This is a genomic window from Streptomyces spinoverrucosus (genome assembly GCF_006539505.1).
Lineage (GTDB): Bacteria > Actinomycetota > Actinomycetes > Streptomycetales > Streptomycetaceae > Streptomyces > Streptomyces spinoverrucosus.
Genome location: NZ_BJND01000010.1, coordinates 31,206 through 48,959 on the forward strand (window position 1 = coordinate 31,206; position 17,754 = coordinate 48,959).

19 protein-coding genes are annotated in these 17,754 nt (G+C 70.9%); 7 read left to right on the forward strand and 12 right to left on the reverse strand.

Annotation, left to right across the window (positions count from 1 at the left end; all coding sequences use genetic code 11):
- The first annotated feature begins 108 nt into the window (after positions 1-108).
- Genes crcB (SSP24_RS08075) through crcB (SSP24_RS08085) form a run of 3 tightly spaced genes read left to right on the forward strand, consistent with a single transcriptional unit; the run spans position 109 to position 1,309 of the window.
- Positions 109-594, forward strand: coding sequence for a fluoride efflux transporter CrcB (gene crcB / locus SSP24_RS08075; RefSeq protein WP_141308337.1), 486 nt, complete (start codon positions 109-111; stop codon positions 592-594).
- Positions 591-938, forward strand: a complete 348-nt coding sequence (locus tag SSP24_RS08080; protein WP_141308339.1) for a DUF190 domain-containing protein — start codon at positions 591-593, stop codon at positions 936-938. Before crcB (SSP24_RS08075) ends, SSP24_RS08080 begins: the two co-directional genes overlap by 4 nt.
- Complete coding sequence (gene crcB, locus SSP24_RS08085; RefSeq protein ID WP_141308341.1) at positions 935-1,309, forward strand: fluoride efflux transporter CrcB; 375 nt, start codon at positions 935-937, stop codon at positions 1,307-1,309. The genes SSP24_RS08080 and crcB (SSP24_RS08085) overlap by 4 nt, the downstream gene beginning before the upstream one ends.
- 55 nt (positions 1,310-1,364) lie before the next feature.
- On the opposite strand, the gene SSP24_RS08090 is transcribed toward crcB (SSP24_RS08085), so the two are convergent.
- From SSP24_RS08090 to SSP24_RS08110, 5 genes are all read right to left on the reverse strand, one after another.
- A complete protein-coding gene (locus tag SSP24_RS08090) occupies positions 1,365-2,510 on the reverse strand; it encodes an RNA polymerase sigma factor (protein ID WP_141308343.1) in 1,146 nt (381 codons plus the stop codon).
- The gene (locus SSP24_RS08095) at positions 2,510-2,923 is read right to left on the reverse strand and encodes a YciI family protein (RefSeq protein ID WP_141308346.1); all 414 of its coding nucleotides are present in this window, start codon (positions 2,921-2,923) and stop codon (positions 2,510-2,512) included. Before SSP24_RS08095 ends, SSP24_RS08090 begins: the two co-directional genes overlap by 1 nt.
- Before the next feature lie 42 nt (positions 2,924-2,965).
- On the reverse strand, positions 2,966-3,466 hold the full coding sequence (locus SSP24_RS08100) for a Fur family transcriptional regulator (protein ID WP_141308348.1): 501 nt from the start codon (positions 3,464-3,466) through the stop codon (positions 2,966-2,968).
- Positions 3,467-3,608: 142 nt separating this feature from the next.
- Complete coding sequence (locus SSP24_RS08105) at positions 3,609-5,825, reverse strand: heavy metal translocating P-type ATPase (protein WP_141308350.1); 2,217 nt, start codon at positions 5,823-5,825, stop codon at positions 3,609-3,611.
- Positions 5,826-5,837: 12 nt separating this feature from the next.
- A complete protein-coding gene (locus tag SSP24_RS08110; protein WP_229864875.1) occupies positions 5,838-6,152 on the reverse strand; it encodes a DUF1490 family protein in 315 nt (104 codons plus the stop codon).
- Between the two features lie 265 nt (positions 6,153-6,417).
- Between SSP24_RS08110 and SSP24_RS08115 the strand changes: the two genes are divergently transcribed.
- Genes SSP24_RS08115 through SSP24_RS08125 form a run of 3 tightly spaced genes read left to right on the forward strand, consistent with a single transcriptional unit; the run spans position 6,418 to position 9,118 of the window.
- On the forward strand, positions 6,418-7,359 hold the full coding sequence (locus SSP24_RS08115) for a metal ABC transporter solute-binding protein, Zn/Mn family (RefSeq protein ID WP_141308352.1): 942 nt from the start codon (positions 6,418-6,420) through the stop codon (positions 7,357-7,359).
- Between the two features lie 11 nt (positions 7,360-7,370).
- On the forward strand, positions 7,371-8,249 hold the full coding sequence (locus SSP24_RS08120; RefSeq protein WP_229864874.1) for a metal ABC transporter ATP-binding protein: 879 nt from the start codon (positions 7,371-7,373) through the stop codon (positions 8,247-8,249).
- Positions 8,246-9,118: a metal ABC transporter permease gene (locus tag SSP24_RS08125; protein ID WP_141308354.1), complete on the forward strand. Its 873-nt coding sequence runs from the start codon at positions 8,246-8,248 to the stop codon at positions 9,116-9,118. The genes SSP24_RS08120 and SSP24_RS08125 overlap by 4 nt, the downstream gene beginning before the upstream one ends.
- 132 nt (positions 9,119-9,250) lie before the next feature.
- Here SSP24_RS08125 and dacB read toward each other — a convergent pair whose 3' ends face one another.
- The 6 genes from dacB to SSP24_RS08155 all read right to left on the reverse strand — a co-directional run bounded on the left by dacB (position 9,251) and on the right by SSP24_RS08155 (position 16,283).
- A complete protein-coding gene (dacB, locus tag SSP24_RS08130) occupies positions 9,251-10,531 on the reverse strand; it encodes a D-alanyl-D-alanine carboxypeptidase/D-alanyl-D-alanine endopeptidase (protein WP_141308356.1) in 1,281 nt (426 codons plus the stop codon).
- A 300-nt stretch (positions 10,532-10,831) separates the two neighbouring features.
- Positions 10,832-12,313, reverse strand: a complete 1,482-nt coding sequence (locus tag SSP24_RS08135; protein WP_141308358.1) for an HAD-IA family hydrolase — start codon at positions 12,311-12,313, stop codon at positions 10,832-10,834.
- 40 nt (positions 12,314-12,353) lie between these two features.
- Complete coding sequence (locus SSP24_RS08140; protein WP_141308360.1) at positions 12,354-13,430, reverse strand: ABC transporter ATP-binding protein; 1,077 nt, start codon at positions 13,428-13,430, stop codon at positions 12,354-12,356.
- Positions 13,431-13,432: 2 nt separating this feature from the next.
- Positions 13,433-14,245: an ABC transporter permease gene (locus tag SSP24_RS08145; protein ID WP_141308362.1), complete on the reverse strand. Its 813-nt coding sequence runs from the start codon at positions 14,243-14,245 to the stop codon at positions 13,433-13,435.
- Entirely contained in the window at positions 14,233-15,129 is an 897-nt protein-coding gene (locus SSP24_RS08150; RefSeq protein WP_141308364.1) for an ABC transporter permease, read from the reverse strand. Before SSP24_RS08150 ends, SSP24_RS08145 begins: the two co-directional genes overlap by 13 nt.
- A complete protein-coding gene (locus tag SSP24_RS08155) occupies positions 15,126-16,283 on the reverse strand; it encodes an ABC transporter substrate-binding protein (RefSeq protein WP_141308366.1) in 1,158 nt (385 codons plus the stop codon). The genes SSP24_RS08150 and SSP24_RS08155 overlap by 4 nt, the downstream gene beginning before the upstream one ends.
- A gap of 226 nt (positions 16,284-16,509) precedes the next feature.
- On the opposite strand from SSP24_RS08155, the gene SSP24_RS08160 reads away from it, so the two are divergent.
- The gene (locus SSP24_RS08160) at positions 16,510-17,250 is read left to right on the forward strand and encodes a GntR family transcriptional regulator (protein ID WP_141308369.1); all 741 of its coding nucleotides are present in this window, start codon (positions 16,510-16,512) and stop codon (positions 17,248-17,250) included.
- Positions 17,251-17,318: 68 nt separating this feature from the next.
- On the opposite strand, the gene SSP24_RS08165 is transcribed toward SSP24_RS08160, so the two are convergent.
- Positions 17,319-17,660: a hypothetical protein gene (locus SSP24_RS08165; protein WP_141308371.1), complete on the reverse strand. Its 342-nt coding sequence runs from the start codon at positions 17,658-17,660 to the stop codon at positions 17,319-17,321.
- Positions 17,661-17,754: the final 94 nt, after the last annotated feature.

The window sequence follows — 17,754 nt, forward strand, 5'->3', positions numbered from 1 at the left end:
CGGTGGGGCCCGCCGTACCCGAACCGCGGCACTGGTGCCGCCAACGGTCCCTGCTTGCGACGATGCGCCCGCGTGCCCGGCGCCATGGCGAGTAGGAGACGTACGTTCATGACAACCCCGGATGCCCGGATGGTGGAGGAGCCCACGGATCCCGACGTCGACCTGCGTGTTCCCGCCCAGCGGCAGCGGTCCTGGCGGGCCCAGGCACCGATTGTGGCGGTGGTGGCGCTCGGCGGCGGGATCGGGGCCGCCGCCCGGTACGGGGCCGCTCTGCTCTGGCCCGTGGCGGCCGGAGGGTTCCCCTGGACCACCCTGTGGGTCAACGCGGTCGGCTGCGCGGTGATCGGCGTCTTGATGGTGGTGATCACCGACGTGTGGGCGGCGCACCGGCTGGTGCGGCCGTTCTTCGGCACCGGCGTCCTGGGTGGCTTCACGACGTTCTCCACCTATGCCATCGACATTCAGCGGCTGGTGGACGCGGGTGAGGCGCGAACGGGGCTGGCGTATCTGGCCGCGACGGTCCTGGCCGCGCTCGCGGCGGTGTGGCTTGCGGTGGCGGCGACGCGCCGCGTTCTGACCTGGAGGCAGCGATGATGAGGCTGACGGGCACGGCCATGCGGGTGACGGTCTTCATCGGGGAGAACGACGTCTGGCACCACAAGCCCCTCTACACGGAGATCGTGCACCGTGCACACCGGGCCGGACTGGCGGGCGCCAGCGTCTTCCGGGGCATCGAGGGATTCGGCGCCTCGTCGCTGATCCACACCTCGCGGCTGTTGTCGATGAGCGAGGACCTGCCGGTGGCGATCGTGATCGTGGACACCGAGGAGCGGGTGCGGGCCTTCCTGCCGGAGCTGGACGAGCTGGTGGGGGAGGGGCTGGTGATCCTCGACGACTGCGAGGTCATCCGGTACGTCGGCAGGGGGCAGGACGCGTGAACTGGCTGCTCGTGGTCGTCGGCGGGATGGTCGGCGCGCCGCTGCGGTATCTGACCGACCGGGCGGTGCAGAGACGCCACGACACGGTGTTCCCGTGGGGCACCTTCACCGTGAACGTCGCCGGCTGCCTGGTGCTCGGCCTGGTGTCCGGCGCGGTACTGGCGGGGGCCGCGTCCTCGCAGGTGCAGTTGCTGATCGGCACCGGGTTCTGCGGGGCGCTGACGACGTATTCCACGTTCTCCTACGAGACGCTGCGGCTGGCCGAGGACGGGGCGAAGTTCTACGCCGCCGCGAATGTGGTCGCGAGCGTGGTGGCGGGGCTGGGCGCGGCGTTCGTCGGGGTGACCGTCGCCGAGGCGTTGTGGGCCTGAGAGGGCGGGCGAGGATCCAGGGGTTCACGGTTCAACTCCGGCCGCCTATGACCCGTCAGCGACTTCGGCGGGCGTTGAGGCGGGCGGCCTGGCGTGTCAGGTGGTCGCGCTCGGCGAGGTTGGGTGCCTTGTGGGCCGCCTCGGCGTACAGCCGTGCCGCCGTCGCCAGGTCGCCGTCGCGTTCGTGGAGGTACGCCGCCACCGCGGCGTGGCGGGGCAGGGAGGCGTCCAGCGCGGCGAGCGCCGCCAGGCCGGCGCGCGGTCCGTCCGCCTCGCCGACGGCAACTGCGCGGTTGAGCCGCACGACTGGGTTGTCGGTGAGGCGCGCGAGCTCGTCGTACCACTCGACGATCTGCACCCAGTCGGTCTCCTCGGCGGTGGGCGCGTCGGCGTGGAGTGCCGCGATGGCGGCCTGGGCCTGGAACTCACCCAGCCGGTCGCGGGCGAGGGCGGTCTGAAGGATCGCGACGCCTTCGGCGATCAGCCGCGTGTCCCACCGGCCGCGGTCCTGCTCGGCGAGCGGCACCAGACTGCCGTCGGACGCGGTCCGGGCGGCACGCCGGGCGTGGTGGAGCAGCATGAGGGCGAGCAGTCCGGACACCTCGGGATGGTCGATCGCGGCCGCGAGCTGCCGGGTGAGCCGGATGGCCTCGGCGGCTAGGTCGACGTCACCGGAGTAGCCCTCGTTGAAGACCAGGTAGAGGACGCGCAGCACGGTGGCGACGTCGCCGGGCCGGTCGAACCGTACGCCGGAGACGGTGCGCTTGGCCCGGCTGATGCGCTGCGCCATCGTCGCCTCGGGCACCAGGTAGGCCTGGGCGATCTGGCGGGTGGTCAGCCCGCCGACGGCGCGCAGCGTGAGCGCGACCGCGGACGACGGCGTCAGCGACGGGTGGGCGCACAGGAAGTAGAGCTGGAGCGTGTCGTCCACCGAGGGCGCGGGCCCGGGCGCCGGCTCCTCGTCGACGAGGTCCTCACGCCGGCGGCGGGCGGCGTCCGCCCGGGTCGCGTCGAGGAACTTGCGCCAGGCCACGGTGACCAGCCAGCCCTTCGCGTCCCGCGGCGGGTCGGCCGGCCAGACGCGCAGTGCCTCGATCAGCGCGTCCTGAACGGCGTCCTCGGCCGCCGCGAAGTCGGCTCCGCGGCGGACGAGGACGGCGAGCACGCTCGGCGTGAGGCTCCTCAGCAGGGCCTCGTTCATCAATGGCACTCGGTGACGTTGGGCGTTGCGGTCAGGAACGGGCGCAGCTCCAGCCACTCGTGGATCGGCTTGCCGCCCGCTCCGGGGGCGGCCGACAGCTCCCCGGCCAGCTCGACGGCGCGCTCGTAGCTGTCGACGTCGATCACCATCCAGCCGGCGATGAGGTCCTTGGTCTCGGCGAACGGGCCGTCGGTGACCGGCGGGCGCCCCTCACCGTCGTACCGGACCCATGTGCCCTCGGGGGCGAGCGCCTGACCGTCGACGTACTCGCCGGTCTTCTCGAGCCGTGCCGCGAAGTCGTGCATGTACTGCATGTGCGCCGAGATCTCCTCCGGCGTCCACTGGTCCATCGGCACGTCGTTGACCGAAGCCGGGGCGCCGCGGTAGTGCTTCAGCAGCAGGTACTTGGCCATCGTGGTTCTCCTCGGTGCTGGTGCGACCCATTGTGGTCGCGTTCACCCCGGGGACGGAGCCGGATACGGGTTCTCGACATCGCCGTCCGACTTTTTTTGGGCTCTCTGCCACACGCCCGGCTCCCAACGGCGTGGCGGCGTTTTCTCTTCGGCTTCGGTGGTGTGGCAGTCGGTGCACAGGCCGGTGAGTTCGACGGTGTGCTCCACCGCGGCGAACCCGGTGTCGGCGGCGATCCGGTCCGCCCACCGTTCGACGACCTCGGAGTCCACCGGCCGGCTGCTGCCGCAACAGCGGCAGATCAGGTAGTGGCGGTGGCCGTCGGCGGGCCGCCGACGGTAGAGCCGTCCGCCCACCTCGTCGCGTACGACGTCCACACCGCCCTCCGCCTCCAGGTCACGCAGGGCGCGGTAGACGGTGGTCAGGCCGATCTTGTGGTCGTCGGCGACCAGCAGGCCGTGCAACTCCTGGGCCGACACGAAGTCCTGGCAGCCCGCGAGCGCGCTCAGGACCGCCTTGCGCTGCCGGGTCGTCCGGCCACCCACGGCAGATCACCCCCATCAGCGCTCGCCGGCTCGGCACGCGCAGGCCATCTGGAAATGACATCCATAACCATATGAAGGATAGCTCATGTGAGGGGACAGATGTGCGAGCCAAGCCGATCGCCCGGCCGACCGACGTGTGGGATCAGCGCACTCGCCGCTCCTCCAGCGGCGCGGCCCGCAGTCGCGCGGTGGTGTCGCTCGGCAGGTGGGGCGTGTGCGCCACCAGTCGGGCGGAGTTGGCGACCACGGCGATGCTGCTGGTGTTGTGCAGCAGGGCGGCGAGGACTGGGTTGATGGAGCCACCGGCGCCTGCGATGAGGCCGGCGAGGTTGACGCCGATGGAGAGTGTGTAGTTCTGCCGTACGACGCGCAGGGTGTGTCGGCTGAGTTCCACGACGGCGGCGACCTGGCGCAGGTCGTTTCCGGCGAGGGCGATGTCGGCGGATTCCAGGGCGACGTGGGAGGAGTGGGCGCCCATGACGATGCCGACGTCGGCGAGTGCCAGGGCGGGTGCGTCGTTGGTGCCGTCGCCGACCATGGCCACGCTGTGTCCCTCTGCCTGGAGGTCGCGGATCAGCTGGAGTTTGGCCTCGGGCAGGGCGTGGGCGTGGACTTCGGTGATGCCGAGGGTGTCGGCGACGGCCTGGGCGGTCTCGGGTGCGTCGCCGGTGAGCAGCACGATGCGGGTGGCCCCGAGTTCGGTGAGCTGGTGGACGACGGTGTCGGCGCCGCCGCGTACGGCGTCGGAGAGGCCGAGCATGCCGATGAGCTTGTCGTCGTGGGCGATGCAGATGACGGTCTCGCCTGCGGCGCGCAGCCGGCTCGTCCATTCCTGGGCCGTCTCGGAGAGTTCCATGCCGTGGCGGCGCAGCAGGGCGGGGCTGCCCACCAGCAGGCGGCTGCCGTCGAGTTCGGCGCGCACGCCCATCCCGAGGACGACCTCGCAGGCCTGGTGGATCGGGATGTGCAGGTGCTGTTCCTCGGTGCGCCGGACGATGGCCTCGGCGAGCGGGTGCCGTGCGTGCAGTTCGCCGGAGGCCGCGAGGCTCATCACCTGGTCGGCGGTGAACGCCTCGTCGAGGGTGACCACGCTGGTGACCAGGGGGCGGCCGAGCGTGAGCGTGCCGGTCTTGTCGAAGACCACGGCGGTGACCCGGCCGACGCCCTCCAGGTGGGTGCCGCCCTTGATGAGGGTGCCCCGGCGGGCGCCGTTGCCGATGGCCGCGCTGATGGCGGTGGGGGTGGCCAGGCCCGCGGCGCAGGGGCAGGCGATCAGCAGCATGGTCATCGCCCGCCGGGCATCCCGGGTCAGCACGTAGGTGATCCCGGCGAGGGCGAACGAGACGGGTACGAAGCGGCGGGTGAAGGCGGTGGCGACGGTCTGGATCGGGGCCCGGTCGGCCTGCGCCTCCTCGACCCGGGTGATGATCCGCCCGACGACCGTGTCCTGTCCGACCGAGGTGGCCCGTACGGTCAGGGAGCCGGTGGAGACGAGGGTGCCCGCGTACACATCGCTGCCCGGCCGCACGTACACCGGGAGCGCCTCACCGGTGATGGCCGCCTGGTCCACGAGTGCCTCGCCGGACTCGGCGGTGCCGTCGACGGGGATGCGGTGGTGCTCGTAGACCGCGACCACGTCCCCGGCCCGGACCTCGGTGAGATCGACCTCCACCTCCACGCCGTCGCGGACCAGCCAGACGCGCTCCTCGCCGATGGAGAGCAGCTCCTCGATGGCGCGCCGGGTCCGGCGCAGGGTGATGGCCTGCAGGAACTCGCCGATGTTGAGCAGCCACAGCACCATCAGCGCGACCACGTTCTCCCGCAGCACGAGCGAGATCACGGTCGCCGTCGTCACCAGCAGATCGGTGCCCGCGTGTCGTCTGCCGCCGAGCGTGCGGGCGGCGCCGCGGAAGAACGGCAGCCCCGTGAACACGGTGACCGCGCCGAGGAAACCGGCCGAGCCCCCCGGCGCCCACGGGGGTCGGCCGAACAGTCGCCGCAGCCCCACGAGGGCGAGTACCGCGCCGCCGACCACCAGTCGCGCCACCTCTCCGGTGGAGGAGTCGGGCACGGACCGGCTGGCCCGGGAGGGCGCCCCCGGCGGCGGCGCCTCGTCGAGGGCGGCGACCAGGCGGTTGACGTCGACCAGGTCGGGCTGCACCCAGACGATCACGGCACCGGTACGCGGGAAGATCCGCAGCGCCCGGAAACCCGGCAGATCGGTGAACCGCTCGTCGACGATCCCGGCGCAGCCGGGCCGCGCCCGCAGCCACGGGACCAGGAGCCGTACGCGCCCGGCGGCGGCGGAGCGCACCACCACGCCGGAGCCGGAGGCGGGAGGGGCCACAGGGTCGGGCATGGCGACCGCCTCTCAGTGCTCGTGGTCGTGGGCGTGTCCCTCGACACCGACCGCCGACGGCGGCGGCGCCTCCTCACCCAACTGCTCCCTGGCCTCCGCCAGCAGGTCCCCTGCCTTCAGACGGGCCTCTTCGGCGGCCGCACCCAGCCGTCGCCCCGTCGTGATGCCGCCGGCGATCCCGCTGACCAGAAGCCTGCGAGCCGCGGGCTTCGCCTTGGGAGCGGCCTTGGCGGCTCCCCGCAGCACCAGCGCGCCCGCGGCTCCGGACAAGGCGTAGTGCGTGACGCGGCCCACGACCGCACTGGCGAAAGCGGCGGGATGCATCATGATCTCCTTCCGCGGAGCGGATTCCTCCGTCTTCGACGCGGTAAGTCCATTCTCGTCCCGTGATGGGCGTCGCGCATCAGCCGTTGCGCAGAATCGCGGCAGCCGTCGTGACCGCGCAGGCCGAGGCGACCAGAGTTAGGTTCTTGGTAAGGATTTCCATATCGGATGGCTGGAAGACGGTCTTGACATCCGTTTCCATCTAGCGTGGGCCAAGCCGGGACAGGCTGAGCTCGGCGGACAACTCACTTCATCGCGGAGGATCCCCATGCGTGCGTCCTTGTCCCGGCGTTCGGTGCCGCTCATAACCGGCGTCTGCCTGATCACCCTGGCGGGCTGCGGCAGTTCGTCGGGCTCCGGCAGTGACGCCGACGCCTCACAGACCCCCGTCTCCTCGTCCGCCATTCCGGTGGTGGCCTCGACGAACGTCTACGGCGACATGGCCGAACAGATCGGCGGCGGGCAGGTGAAGGTCACCTCGATCATCAGCAACCCCGAGCAGGACCCGCACTCCTACGAGGCGAACACCCGGAACCAGTTGGAGCTGTCCAAGGCGAAGGTCGTCATCGAAAACGGCGGCGGCTACGACGACTTCATCGACCGCATGCTGAAGAGCAGCGACAACTCGTCCGCCGAGGTCATCAACGCGGTCAAGATCTCCGGGAAGACCGCCCCGGCGGGCGGCGAACTCAACGAGCACGTCTGGTACGACTTCCCCACCGTGGCCAAGCTCGCCGACAGCATCGCCACCGCCCTGGGCAAGGCCGACCCGGACGACGCCGGGACCTTCACCAAGAACGCCAACGCCTTCAAGGCGCGACTGAAGCCGCTTCAGGAGAAGGAAGCGCAGATCAAGGCCGACCACGGCGGCGAGGAGGTGGCCGTCACCGAACCCGTGCCGCTGTACATGATCGAGGCCAGCGGCCTGAAGAACGCGACGCCGGAGGAGTTCAGCGAGGCCATCGAGGAGGGCGACGACGTCTCCCCGAGGACCCTGCAGGCCACGCTGGCGCTGTTCACCGACAACAAGGTCAAGGCGCTGGTCTACAACGAGCAGACCACCGGCCCGCAGACCGAGAAGGCCGAGCAGGCGGCCAAGTCCGCCGGAATTCCCGTCGTCCCCGTGACCGAAACCCTGCCCGAGGGCAAGGACTACATCGGCTGGATGACCGCCAACGTCGACGCGCTCGCGAGCGCGCTGGCCAAGTGAGGCGGTCCACCATGGCCGCCGTGCCCCACGCCCGCACCCGCGACCGCGGGACGACCGACGACGACCGTGGCACCGACGGCCCGGTGATCAGCCTGCGCGGAGCGGCCCTCTCCTACGGCGAGCGCGTGCTGTGGCACGACCTCGATCTCGACGTACAACCGGGCGAATTCTTGGCCGTGCTCGGGCCCAACGGATCGGGCAAGACCAGCTTCGTACGCGCCCTGCTCGGCCAACGGCAGCTGTCCGCCGGCACGCTGACGGTCCTGGGCCACCCGCCCCGCAAGGGCAGTCGGCACATCGGCTACGTCCCACAGCAGGCGACGCTGTCCGCGCACGCGATGCTGCGCGCCCGGGACCTGGTCCGCTTCGGCATCGACGGACACGGCTTCGGACCCCGGCTGCGCACCGGCGCCGTACGGCAACGGGTCGACGAGGTGCTCGCGTCGGTCGGTGCCGCCGCGTTCGGGGACGTACCCCTCGGCCTGCTCTCCGGCGGCGAACGGCAGCGCGTGCGCATCGGGCAGGCGCTGGCCACCGACCCGCGGATCCTGCTGTGCGACGAGCCACTGCTCTCCCTCGACCTGCACCACCAGCGGGCCGTGACGGAACTGGTGGACGCCCGGCGCCGCTCCCACGGCACGGCGGTGGTGTTCGTGACCCACGAGATCAACCCCGTACTGGGCCTGGTGGACCGCGTGCTGTACCTCGCCCGCGGCGGCCACCGCGTCGGCACGCCGGACGAGGTGCTGACCTCCGAGTCGCTGTCGCGGTTGTACGGCACGCAGGTCGACGTCATCCGCGTCCGGGACCGGATCACGGTGGTGGGCGTGCCCGACGAGGTGGCCGAGCCGCCGCATCACCCCGAACTGCCGCACGGAGTACGGCCATGACCCTCGCCGAGGGGATCTGGCAGCAGATCTTCAACTTCGACAACTACGGCGAACTGCTCGCCCTGGTCCGCAACTCCCTCATCGCCGGCGCCGCGCTCGGCCTGGTCGGTGGGCTGGTCGGGGTCTTCGTGATCATGCGGGACCTGCCGTTCGCGGTACACGGCATCAGTGAGCTGTCGTTCGCCGGGGCCTCGGCCGCGCTGCTGCTGGGGGTGAACATCGTGGCGGGCTCGATCGTCGGATCGCTGATCGCGGCCGGCACGATCGGCCTGCTCGGCTCACGCGCCCGGGACCGCAACTCGGTGATCGGCACGATCATGCCGTTCGGCCTCGGCCTTGGTGTGCTCTTCCTCGCCCTGTACGAGGGCCGGGCGGCGAACAAGTTCGGCATCCTCACCGGGCAGATCGTCGCCGTGGACACCCCGCAGACGTCCTGGCTGCTCGGTACGTCAGCCGTGGTGCTGGCCGCGCTGGCGGTCATGTGGCGGCCGCTCGCGTTCTCCAGCGCCGACCCGGAGGTGGCCGAGGCACGCGGGGTGCCGGTCCGTGTGCTGTCGTTCGCCTTCATGCTCGTGCTGGGCCTCGCGGTCGCGCTGTCCGTGCAGATCGTGGGGGCGCTGCTGGTCCTCACCCTGGTCGTCACACCCGCGGCCGCCGCGGCCCGGGTGACCGCGTCGCCGGTGCTGTTGCCCGTGCTGAGCGTGGTCTTCGCGGTCGCCTCGATCGAGGGCGGGATCCTGCTCGCCCTGGGCAGCAGCATCCCCATCAGCCCGTACGTCACCACCATCTCGTTCACGATCTACCTGGTCTGCCGGGCAGCGGGCACGTACCGGGCCCGGCAGTGGGGGGCAAGGAGGTCATCGAGCTAGCAACACGGCTACGGGCGGCCGGGGTCGGCCTGCAGGCCGAATCCCCGGCGCCGTCGGCTGCCTCGCCGATGACCGGTCGGCCTGCGGGCCGATGCGCTGCAGGTCGCCGTCCTCACAGCAACGCGTCTCGGGTCACGCCCAGCAGCCGTTGACCGTGGCGGCGAGGCCGTCCAGGGCGTCCTTGATGTCGTTCCCGTTGGCGGTGGAGCCGTTCTCGACGAAGGAGAAGACCTTCCAGTGCCCGTCCTGTGCCTTCGTCATGCCGCTCAGCGCGATGGCGCCGGTGAGGGTGCCGGTCTTGGCCTTGACCTTGCCGACGGCGCACTGGGAGTCGGGAGTGTCGAAGCGGCCCCACTCGGGCCCAAGGGTCGCCCCCGCCTCGCCCGCGACGGGCAGGCCGTCCGCGATGTACTTCAGGGTCTGGCGGTAGCGGGGGTCGGTGGTCAGGTCGAGGATGTCGGCCAGGGTCTGGGCCGGGATCCGGTTGGAGCGGGACAGCCCGCTGCCGTCGTACATCTCGAAGTGGTCCAGCGACACGCCGTACCTCTGGCCGAGTACGGCCCGTACGACCGCCGTCCCGTCCTCGAACGTGGCCGGGCGGCCGGCGCCGAGCGCGGTCATTCGCAGCAGCGTCTCGGCGATGTTGTTGTCGCTCACCTTGAGCATGTGCTTCACGATTTTGGACAGCTTGTCGGACTGGTGCTGAGCCACGGGGACGTTGCCTGCCCCGGCCACGCCTCGGGTGACGTCGCCGGTGACGGTGACACCCCGGTCGGTGAGGAGCTTGGCGAAGACCTGTCCCGCGTCCAGGGCGGTGTCCGTGACGGCGTGTCCGTCCACCACGAGGGACCGCACCGGCGCGATCTCGTTCGGGTAGTAGCCGGTGTTCCAGCCGGTGGCGAGTGTGGGCTCGGGGAAGAGGCTGTCGTCGACTTGGACCTTCACCGACGTGAGACCCGCGTTGTTCAGCCCCGCGACGGCGGTCTTGGCGAGCGCGTCGAGGTCGTCGGTGGTGAGGGTGCGGTCCCCGCCGCCGACGAGGGTGAGTGTGCCGTCGCCGTAGACGACCTTGGTGGTGAACCGGTGATCGGGGCCGAGCACGGTCAACGCGGCGGTGGCGGTCGCGAGTTTGGTGTTGGACGCGGGCATCAGCGCGGTGGTCGCGTTGTGGCCCCAGACGACCTTGTCGGTCTTGGCGTCGATCACGACACCGCCGAGCGTGCTGCCGAGGCGCGGGTCCTGGCTGCGGGCGTTCAGGTTGTCGGCGATCTTCTGCTCGGCGGGGTCGAGTTCGGCGACGGAGGTCTTGGAGACGGCCTTGTCGGCGGCGAAGGCCGACGGGGAGGCCAGGATCGCCCCCGCGATGGGGCCGGTTGTCGCGATCACGAGCGTTCGCCGGACCGCCGGGCTCATCGCTTTGGGCTTGCGGTGACGTCCGCCGACGGCGGAAGTTGAGGTTCTGGGCACGTGGGGAGCCTCGGTATTGGGTTCGGTGGACGAGCGAGGTGCAAGATCTTGAAGATGAAAGTACCAAGGGTGGGCGGGGCTACTGCCAAGTACTTGTGAAGGAATGCGTCAAGACGACGGCGAAGACCTCTGCGCCTTCGGGCAAGGAATGGTGCACTGCGCGAGAATGCTCGGCCCCTGAACTCCCGTCAGGTGATGTGCCGGAATGTTCCGCGCCCTTGAGGGCCGCGTGCATGGATGAACGCTTCACCCGCGGCGTGACGACGCACGCTGCTGCTGCAGGGTGAAGGTGGTGAGTACCGCGGCGTGGTCCGAGGGCCAGTCGTTGTCGGCGACGTCGGGCCACGGGCGCGGGGTGCCGCTGACGACGGTGCGTGAGTCGAGGACTTTGAGGCCCTGTCCGTTGTGCAGGACGTAGTCGATGCGGTCCTGGGGTTCGGGGCGGCCGCTGCCGTCTTCGTGTTCGGGGTGGATGGGGGACCAGGTGTGGCCGGGGGCGGCGGCCGGGGCGGGGTGGGCCTCGCGGTAGGAGTCGCGCAGGCCGGCCTCCTCGGCGGCCTTCGTCACCGGCCATTGCACGTCCGGCCAGTCGAGGTGCGAGGGGGTGTTGAAGTCGCCGGTGAGAATCACGGGCGTGGTGGCGTCGGCCGCTTGGGCGATCCATCGCAGGGTGTCCCGCATCTGTGCGAGCCGGAGCTCCTCGTGGGCGATCAGTTCGGCTGCCGGGAGCCCGTCGAAAGTAGCTTCATAGGGGCCGTACGGCGTGTAGTGCAGGTGGGCTGTCCAGACATCGACCTCATAGGCCTCGCCGATACGGATGCGGGCGCCGGCCGCGCCGTAGAAGCCGACGTCGGGGTCGCCGAGGCCGGCGGTGATCGGGTGGCGGCTGATGATGCCGAGGTTCTCGCCCGCCGTGTGATGGTGCCAGGAGAGGGCCTCGGCGAGTTCCCGGGCCGCGGTGCCGCCTGTTTCCTGCAGGCCCACGACATCGGCCTCGGTGTCCAGGATGACCTTGAGCTGCTTGGCCCGGTGGTCGTCCACCTTCGTCCCGCCGAGCCAGAGGTTCCAGCTCAGCACGCGCAGCTCGCGGGGCAGCATCGCGCACAGCCGCTCCGGAGTGACCCCTTCGAGGCTGTCCACCACCGTCCGCCCGGGCGCCGTGGCGATCGGCGCCAAGGAGGGCACCGCGAGGACCGCGCACCCGGCGGCCTCGGCGGAGGTGACGCCGGTCGGGGTGTCCTCGACGGCCACGCAGCGGGCGGGGTCGGCGCCGAGAGCGTGGCAGGCGGCGAGGTAGGGGTCGGGGGCGGGCTTGGTGCGCTGGGTGTCGTCGGCGGTGACGGAGACCGCGAAGCGGTGGGTGCCGAGGGCGGCGAGGACGGTGTCCGCGACGGCTCGGGGAGAGGCGGTGACCAGGGCGGTCGGGATGCCGTCGCGGGTGAGGGCGTCGAGGAGGTCCAGGGCGCCGGGGCGGGGGACGATGCCGGTGCGGACGCGGTCGGTGAACTCCCGGTGCAGCGCCGCGGCGAGCTCGGTGGCCGACCGGCCGGTGGCCGCGGCCAGCCACGCGGCGGTGTGCTCGACCGGCCGGCCGAGCACCTCCGGCTGGTCCACCTCGGTCAGCGCTCGCCCGGCGACCTTTTCCACCGCCTCCCACCACAGCCGCTCGGTGTCGACGAGCGTGCCGTCCATGTCGAACAGGACAGCCTGGAGCGGGAGTCGAGTCACGGTTCTCTCTTTCACGTGGGGGGTTCCGATGCGAGGAGGCTCAGCGTTCGGCCACCAGTACCGGACGCTCCGGCAGCGATACGCGTACGGCGGTCCCGGCGCCGAGCGCGGCGGCCTCGTGGGTGGTCAGGTCGGCCTTGACCTCGGTGCCGTCCGCGAGCCGTACGGTGAGGCGGGTGGCCGCGCCGAGGAAGGCCGCGGTGACCACGCGGGCGTCGCCGCGCTCGTCCGCCGTCACGACGACCGCTTCGGGCCGCACCAGCACGTCCACCTCCGCCGTCACCGGTACCTCCCCGTCGACCGGGAGCCGCTGCCCGAGCACCTCGACCGTCGTGCCGTGCAGTCGCCCGCGGATCCGGCTCATCGTGCCGACGAACTCGGCGACGAAGGCGGTGGCGGGACGGCCGTACAACTCGGCAGGAGGAGCGCACTGTTCGAGCCGCCCGGCGCGCATGACCGCGACCCGGTCGGCCATGGACAGGGCCTCCTCCTGGTCGTGCGTGACGAACAGGGTGGTGATGCCGAGTTCCTGCTGGAGGCGGCGGATCTCCTCGCGCAAGGTGAGGCGCACCTTGGCGTCCAGCGCCGACAGCGGTTCGTCGAGCAGCAGCACGCGTGGGCGCAGGGCGAGCGCGCGGGCGAGGGCGATGCGCTGCTGCTGCCCGCCGGAGAGCTGGTGCGGGAAGCGGTCGCCCTTGTCGCCCAGGCCCACCAGGTCGAGCAACTCGGCGGCCCGGGAACGCCGTTCGGCCGTACGCACCTTGCGCATGCGGAGTCCGAAGGCGACGTTGTCGAGGGCGCTGAGGTGCGGGAAGAGGCTGTACGACTGGAAGACCATCCCGGCGTCACGGCGGTGGGCCGGGACACGGGTGATGTCCTGGCCGTCCACCAATACCTCGCCGGAGTCCGGCTGTTCGAACCCAGCGAGCATGCGCAGGGCGGTGGTCTTGCCGCAGCCGGACGGGCCGAGCAGGGCGAGGAACTCACCGGGGCGCACGCTCAGGTCGAGTCCGTCGAGGGCGACGGTCGGCCCGAACTCCCGGCGCAGCGCCCGGAATTCGACGGTGGCGGCGGCCTGGTCCGTGACGGCTGCCTTCTCAAGGGTGGTGGCGGTCATGTTCATCCCCGGGACGAAACGGTTCGGGAGCGCCCGCCGAACACGGTGAGCGCGAGAAGCAGTGCCCAGGTGACGAGCAGGCTGAGCACGGCGACGGCGACGGACATCTGCGCCTGGGAGCCGCTGATGTTCACGATCCACACGGCGAACGGCTGGAAGCCGAGCAGCTGGGCGACGGTGTACTCGCCGAGGACCAACGCCAGCGTGAGGAAGGAGGCGTTCAGCAGGGCCCCGCGCAGATTGGGCAGAACGGCCTGGAACAGCGCCTGCGACCGGCTCGCGCCGCAGCTGCGGGCCGCCTCGACGAGGGTGCGTACGTCGATGGCGCGCAGCCCGGCGTCCAGGGCCCGGTAAACGAAGGGCAGGGCCATGACGACGTAGGCGAGCACGAGGACCACGGGGAAGTCGGGGTTCTGGATCGCCACGATCGTCTGGAAGAACGGGGTGCGGGACAGGTACTCGGGCCCCCACTTCAGCACCGTACTGATCCCGGCGACGAACGCGATCGGCGGCACGACCAGCGGCAGTGAGCAGACGACCTCGACGACCGGCCGCAGCCTGGACGCGCCGAGCCGCAGCGCGACCGTCGCGGGGACCATCAGCAGCAGCACGACGGCGATCGTGGCGACGGCCAGTTCGAGCGAGAGCAGCAGGCTGGTGACGAAGCCGCCGGTGCCGACGATGCTGCTGTAGGCGTCGAAGGTGATCCGGCCGTTCACGTCGACCGAGAACACCACGGACGCGGCGAGCGGGACGAGGAAGTACAGTCCGGCGAGGCCGAGCACGCCCCACCGCCACAGGTTCAGGCGAGCCATCGCGCGCTCCGTCGTTGCAGGGGCAGGTAGACCGCCATCACCAGGCCCGCGACCAGCACCATGTCCAGGCTGAGGGCCAGCGCCACGTTCTCCTGTCCGACGAGGACGTTCCCGGAGAGTGCGTCGGCGATCTGCAGGGTGACCAGCGGGACGGAGCTGCCGACCATGGCGGCGGCCGTGGCGTACGCGGCGAAGGCGCTGCCGAAGAGCAGCACGAACCCGCCGAGCAGGGACGGCGTGAGCACCGGCAGGGCCACGTGCCGCCAGTACTGGGCCTGGCTGGCACCGTTGTTCTGGGCGGCCTCCCGCCACTGGACGCGAAGGCCCTCCAGGGCGGGGGTGATGGTGAGGACCATCAGCGGGATGAGAAAATACAGGTAGACCAAGGTCAGACCGGAGAAGCCGTACAGATCCCAGCCCTTGTCCTTCAGGCCGAGGTGCTGGGTGAGGACGCCGGAGTTGCCGAGCGTGGCGACGAAGGCGAAGGCGAGCGGGACGCCGCCGAAGTTGGCGAGCACCCCGGAGGCGGTGAGCACGGCCTCGCGCAGCGCCCGGAACCGGGAGGTCACCACGGCCTGAGCCAGGAGCAGCCCGAGCACCGTGGCGATCCCGGCCGATACGGCGGACAGCTTCACACTGCCGAGCAGGGCGATCAGATACGGCCCCTGCAGCGAGGCCGTCATGTTCTGCGCGGTGTACGAGGCCGCCCCGGTGGCCTGGTCCTTGACGGTGAAGGCACCGTTCAGCATGGCCAGCGCGGGCAGACCGAAGGCGATCGCCGTGAAGACGAGCAGCGGAAGGACGGCGAGGAGCCCGGGGGCGCGGCCCCGTCGCTTCACCGAAGCGACGGGCACCGCACCGGCCCTCGGGAGGGTGGCGGTCATCCGGCGACGGCCTTCCCCCAGCCCTCCGCGAGGACCGTCTTGGCCTTGTTCTGCTGGGCCTCGGTCGGGAAGGCGGGCGTACCGGAGACCTTCGGCAGCTTGGCGGCGGCCGCCTTGTCGAGAGTGCCGGCCTTCTCCATCGCCGCCATCAGGGCCGGGCGGGCGTAGCCCTTGAGCCACAGGTTCTGGCCCTCGGAGCTGTAGAGGTACTCCTCCCACAGACGGGCCGCCGCCGGGTGCGGGGCGTCCTTGTTGATGGCCTGGGAGTAGTACTGGGCGAACTTGCCGTCGCTCGGCACCGTCACTTTCCAGTCCAGCCCCTTGGAGTTGAACTCGTCGGCGTACCCGGCGTTGAGGTAGTCCCAGTCGATGCTGATGGGCGTCTCGCCCTTCTCGACGGTGGCCGGGGTGGACTCGACGGGCGTGTAGTTGCCGTTCTTCTTCAGCTTGGCGAAGAAGTCGAGGCCGGGCTGGATGTCGTCGAAGGAGCCGCCGCTCGCCAGCGACGCCGCGTACACGCCGGCGAAGGCCGAACCCGACTTGGTGGGGTTGCCGTTGAGGGCGACCTGGCCCTTGTACTGCGGCTTGAGCAGGTCGGCGAAGGTGGTCGGGCACTGCTTGACCCGCTTGGCGTCGCAGCCGATGGAGATGTAGCCGCCGTAGTCGTTGTACCAACGGCCCTGCGCGTCCTTCTGCCCCTCGGGGATGTCGGCGAAGCCCTGCACCTTGTACGGCGCGAGCAGCCCCTGCTGGGCCGCGCTCAGTGCGAAGGAGCTGCCGAGGTCCAGGACGTCTGGGGCGCGGTCCTGGCCCTTGCGCGAGGTCACGGCGTTGATCTCGTCCTGGCTGGAGCCGTCCGGGTTCTCGACCTCGACCTTGATGCCGTACTTCTTCTCGAATCCGTCGATGAGGGCGCCGTAGTTGGCCCAGTCGCGGGGCAGCGCGATGGCGTGCAGCGTGCCCTCCTTCTTCGCCGCGGCGACCAGCTTGTCCATGCCGCCGAAGTCGGCGGCGGAGGTGGCGGTCGCGGCGCTCTTGCCGTCGGCGGTGGTGGACGCGTTGTCGGGAGCGGCGCCGCAGGCGCTCAGGGCGAGCGCGGCGACGACGGCGAGGGAACCGCCAAGGACGGCTGTTCTCGGCAGGGACACGGACACGGCTGCTCCAGGGGGACGCACGAGGGATCAGAAGGCGTGGAGAACTTGTCTGAAGAACTTGTCTGAACAAGTCGGCCCCAAGTAGGCCCGCCGCAGATGTCCGGCCCGTGAACTCCGGCACAAGGTTTTCCCTAGATTTGCTGTGCACTCCCACCCGGCACAGCGACCTGCCGGATCTCGACTAGGCTGCTCACGCTGTGCACAGCGGCCGACTCAGAGGGGAAGCATGACGGCGCGACACGAGCAGATCGCCGACGAACTGCGGCGGGCGATCGACCGCGAGGAGTACACCGTCGGCAACCGGCTGCCCTCCGAGACCGAGCTCGCGGCCCACTACGGCGTCTCACGCGGCACGGTCCGCCAGGCCGTCGCGGCCCTCACCGCCGAGGGCCTCATCGGCTCCCGCCAGGGCGCGCGCCGGGTGGTGCTGGCCAGCCGCCGCAGCCAGAGCTTCGCCGAACTGCGCAGCTTCGCCCAGTGGGCGCGGGCGATGGGCCGCGAGGCAACGGGGCAGGTGATCGCGCAGGAATACCGGCCGGCGACGGCCGAGGACGCCGTACGTCTGCAACTGGGCAAGGGCACGCCCGTGTTGAGCGTCCTGCGGGTGCGGGGCCTGGACGGGGAACCGGTGCTGCTGGAACGCACGGTGTACGCGGACTGGATCTCCCCGGCAGTCGAAGCCATCGAGCCGGACTGCCCCTCCGTGACTCAGCGCCTCTACGACGACACCGGCTTGGTCTTCGCCTACGGCGAGCACGTCATCGACGCGGTCGCGGCCGGCGCCCAGGACGCCCAACTGCTTGGCATCCGCCGTACGAGCCCGTTGCTCAGGGTCCGCCGGGTCACGACCACCCGCGAAGGGCGCCCGGTGGAGTGGTCGGACGACCGCTACCGCTCGGACGCCGTGAGCTTCAGCGTGCACAACTCGACCGGGAACAACGCGCTGGCGCGCAACACGGCGGAGTAGCAAGGCCGTCGGTGGTGATGGTGGGACAGGATCACCGGCATGTAGGAGGGGGAGGAGGTGCGTACTGGTCACTGACGTAGCAGTTCCCACACCGTGAGGATGCAAGATGCCGTGCCGAGGGTGAGTGCGATGGTGCGTCGGCGCAGGTGCTGGTAGCGGGCCTCGTACTCGGCGCGCAGTTCGGTGCGCCGGTCGGCGATGCGGCGGATGGCGGCCTTGGCCATGTCCACGCGGGCGCGGGTGTACTCCTCTTCGAGATCGCGGCGCTCGCCGGCGGTGAGCCAGGGCAGCCTGTCGCAGAATGCCGTGGCTTCCTTGCGTGCTTCGGCCAGTTCGGCCTGCCAATAGAGGTAGCCGTCGAGCCGGCGCAGCCCACCCTGGACTGGATCGTCAGGGGACGGACGGCTCACCGCAGTTCCTTGCCCGGGCCGCTTACGCTCCGCGCCGCCGCGCCTTTGTGCTCGAGTTGGGCGATATCGGGGTGGTGCAGGTCGAAGGCCGGTG

Bases quoted from the DNA above. Each gene is read 5' to 3' on its own strand.
- SSP24_RS08095 (WP_141308346.1), bottom strand. From the start codon at position 2,923: ATGGCCAAGTACCTGCTGCTGAAGCACTACCGCGGCGCCCCGGCTTCG.
- SSP24_RS08140 (WP_141308360.1), bottom strand. From the start codon at position 13,430: ATGACCGCCACCACCCTTGAGAAGGCAGCCGTCACGGACCAGGCCGCC.
- SSP24_RS08150 (WP_141308364.1), bottom strand. From the start codon at position 15,129: ATGACCGCCACCCTCCCGAGGGCCGGTGCGGTGCCCGTCGCTTCGGTG.
- SSP24_RS08110 (WP_229864875.1), bottom strand. From the start codon at position 6,152: ATGATGCATCCCGCCGCTTTCGCCAGTGCGGTCGTGGGCCGCGTCACG.
- SSP24_RS08115 (WP_141308352.1), top strand. From the start codon at position 6,418: ATGCGTGCGTCCTTGTCCCGGCGTTCGGTGCCGCTCATAACCGGCGTC.
- crcB (WP_141308337.1), top strand. From the start codon at position 109: ATGACAACCCCGGATGCCCGGATGGTGGAGGAGCCCACGGATCCCGAC.
- SSP24_RS08120 (WP_229864874.1), top strand. From the start codon at position 7,371: ATGGCCGCCGTGCCCCACGCCCGCACCCGCGACCGCGGGACGACCGAC.
- SSP24_RS08160 (WP_141308369.1), top strand. From the start codon at position 16,510: ATGACGGCGCGACACGAGCAGATCGCCGACGAACTGCGGCGGGCGATC.
- SSP24_RS08105 (WP_141308350.1), bottom strand. From the start codon at position 5,825: ATGCCCGACCCTGTGGCCCCTCCCGCCTCCGGCTCCGGCGTGGTGGTG.
- SSP24_RS08080 (WP_141308339.1), top strand. From the start codon at position 591: ATGATGAGGCTGACGGGCACGGCCATGCGGGTGACGGTCTTCATCGGG.
- dacB (WP_141308356.1), bottom strand. From the start codon at position 10,531: ATGAGCCCGGCGGTCCGGCGAACGCTCGTGATCGCGACAACCGGCCCC.
- SSP24_RS08125 (WP_141308354.1), top strand. From the start codon at position 8,246: ATGACCCTCGCCGAGGGGATCTGGCAGCAGATCTTCAACTTCGACAAC.
- SSP24_RS08090 (WP_141308343.1), bottom strand. From the start codon at position 2,510: ATGAACGAGGCCCTGCTGAGGAGCCTCACGCCGAGCGTGCTCGCCGTC.
- SSP24_RS08145 (WP_141308362.1), bottom strand. From the start codon at position 14,245: ATGGCTCGCCTGAACCTGTGGCGGTGGGGCGTGCTCGGCCTCGCCGGA.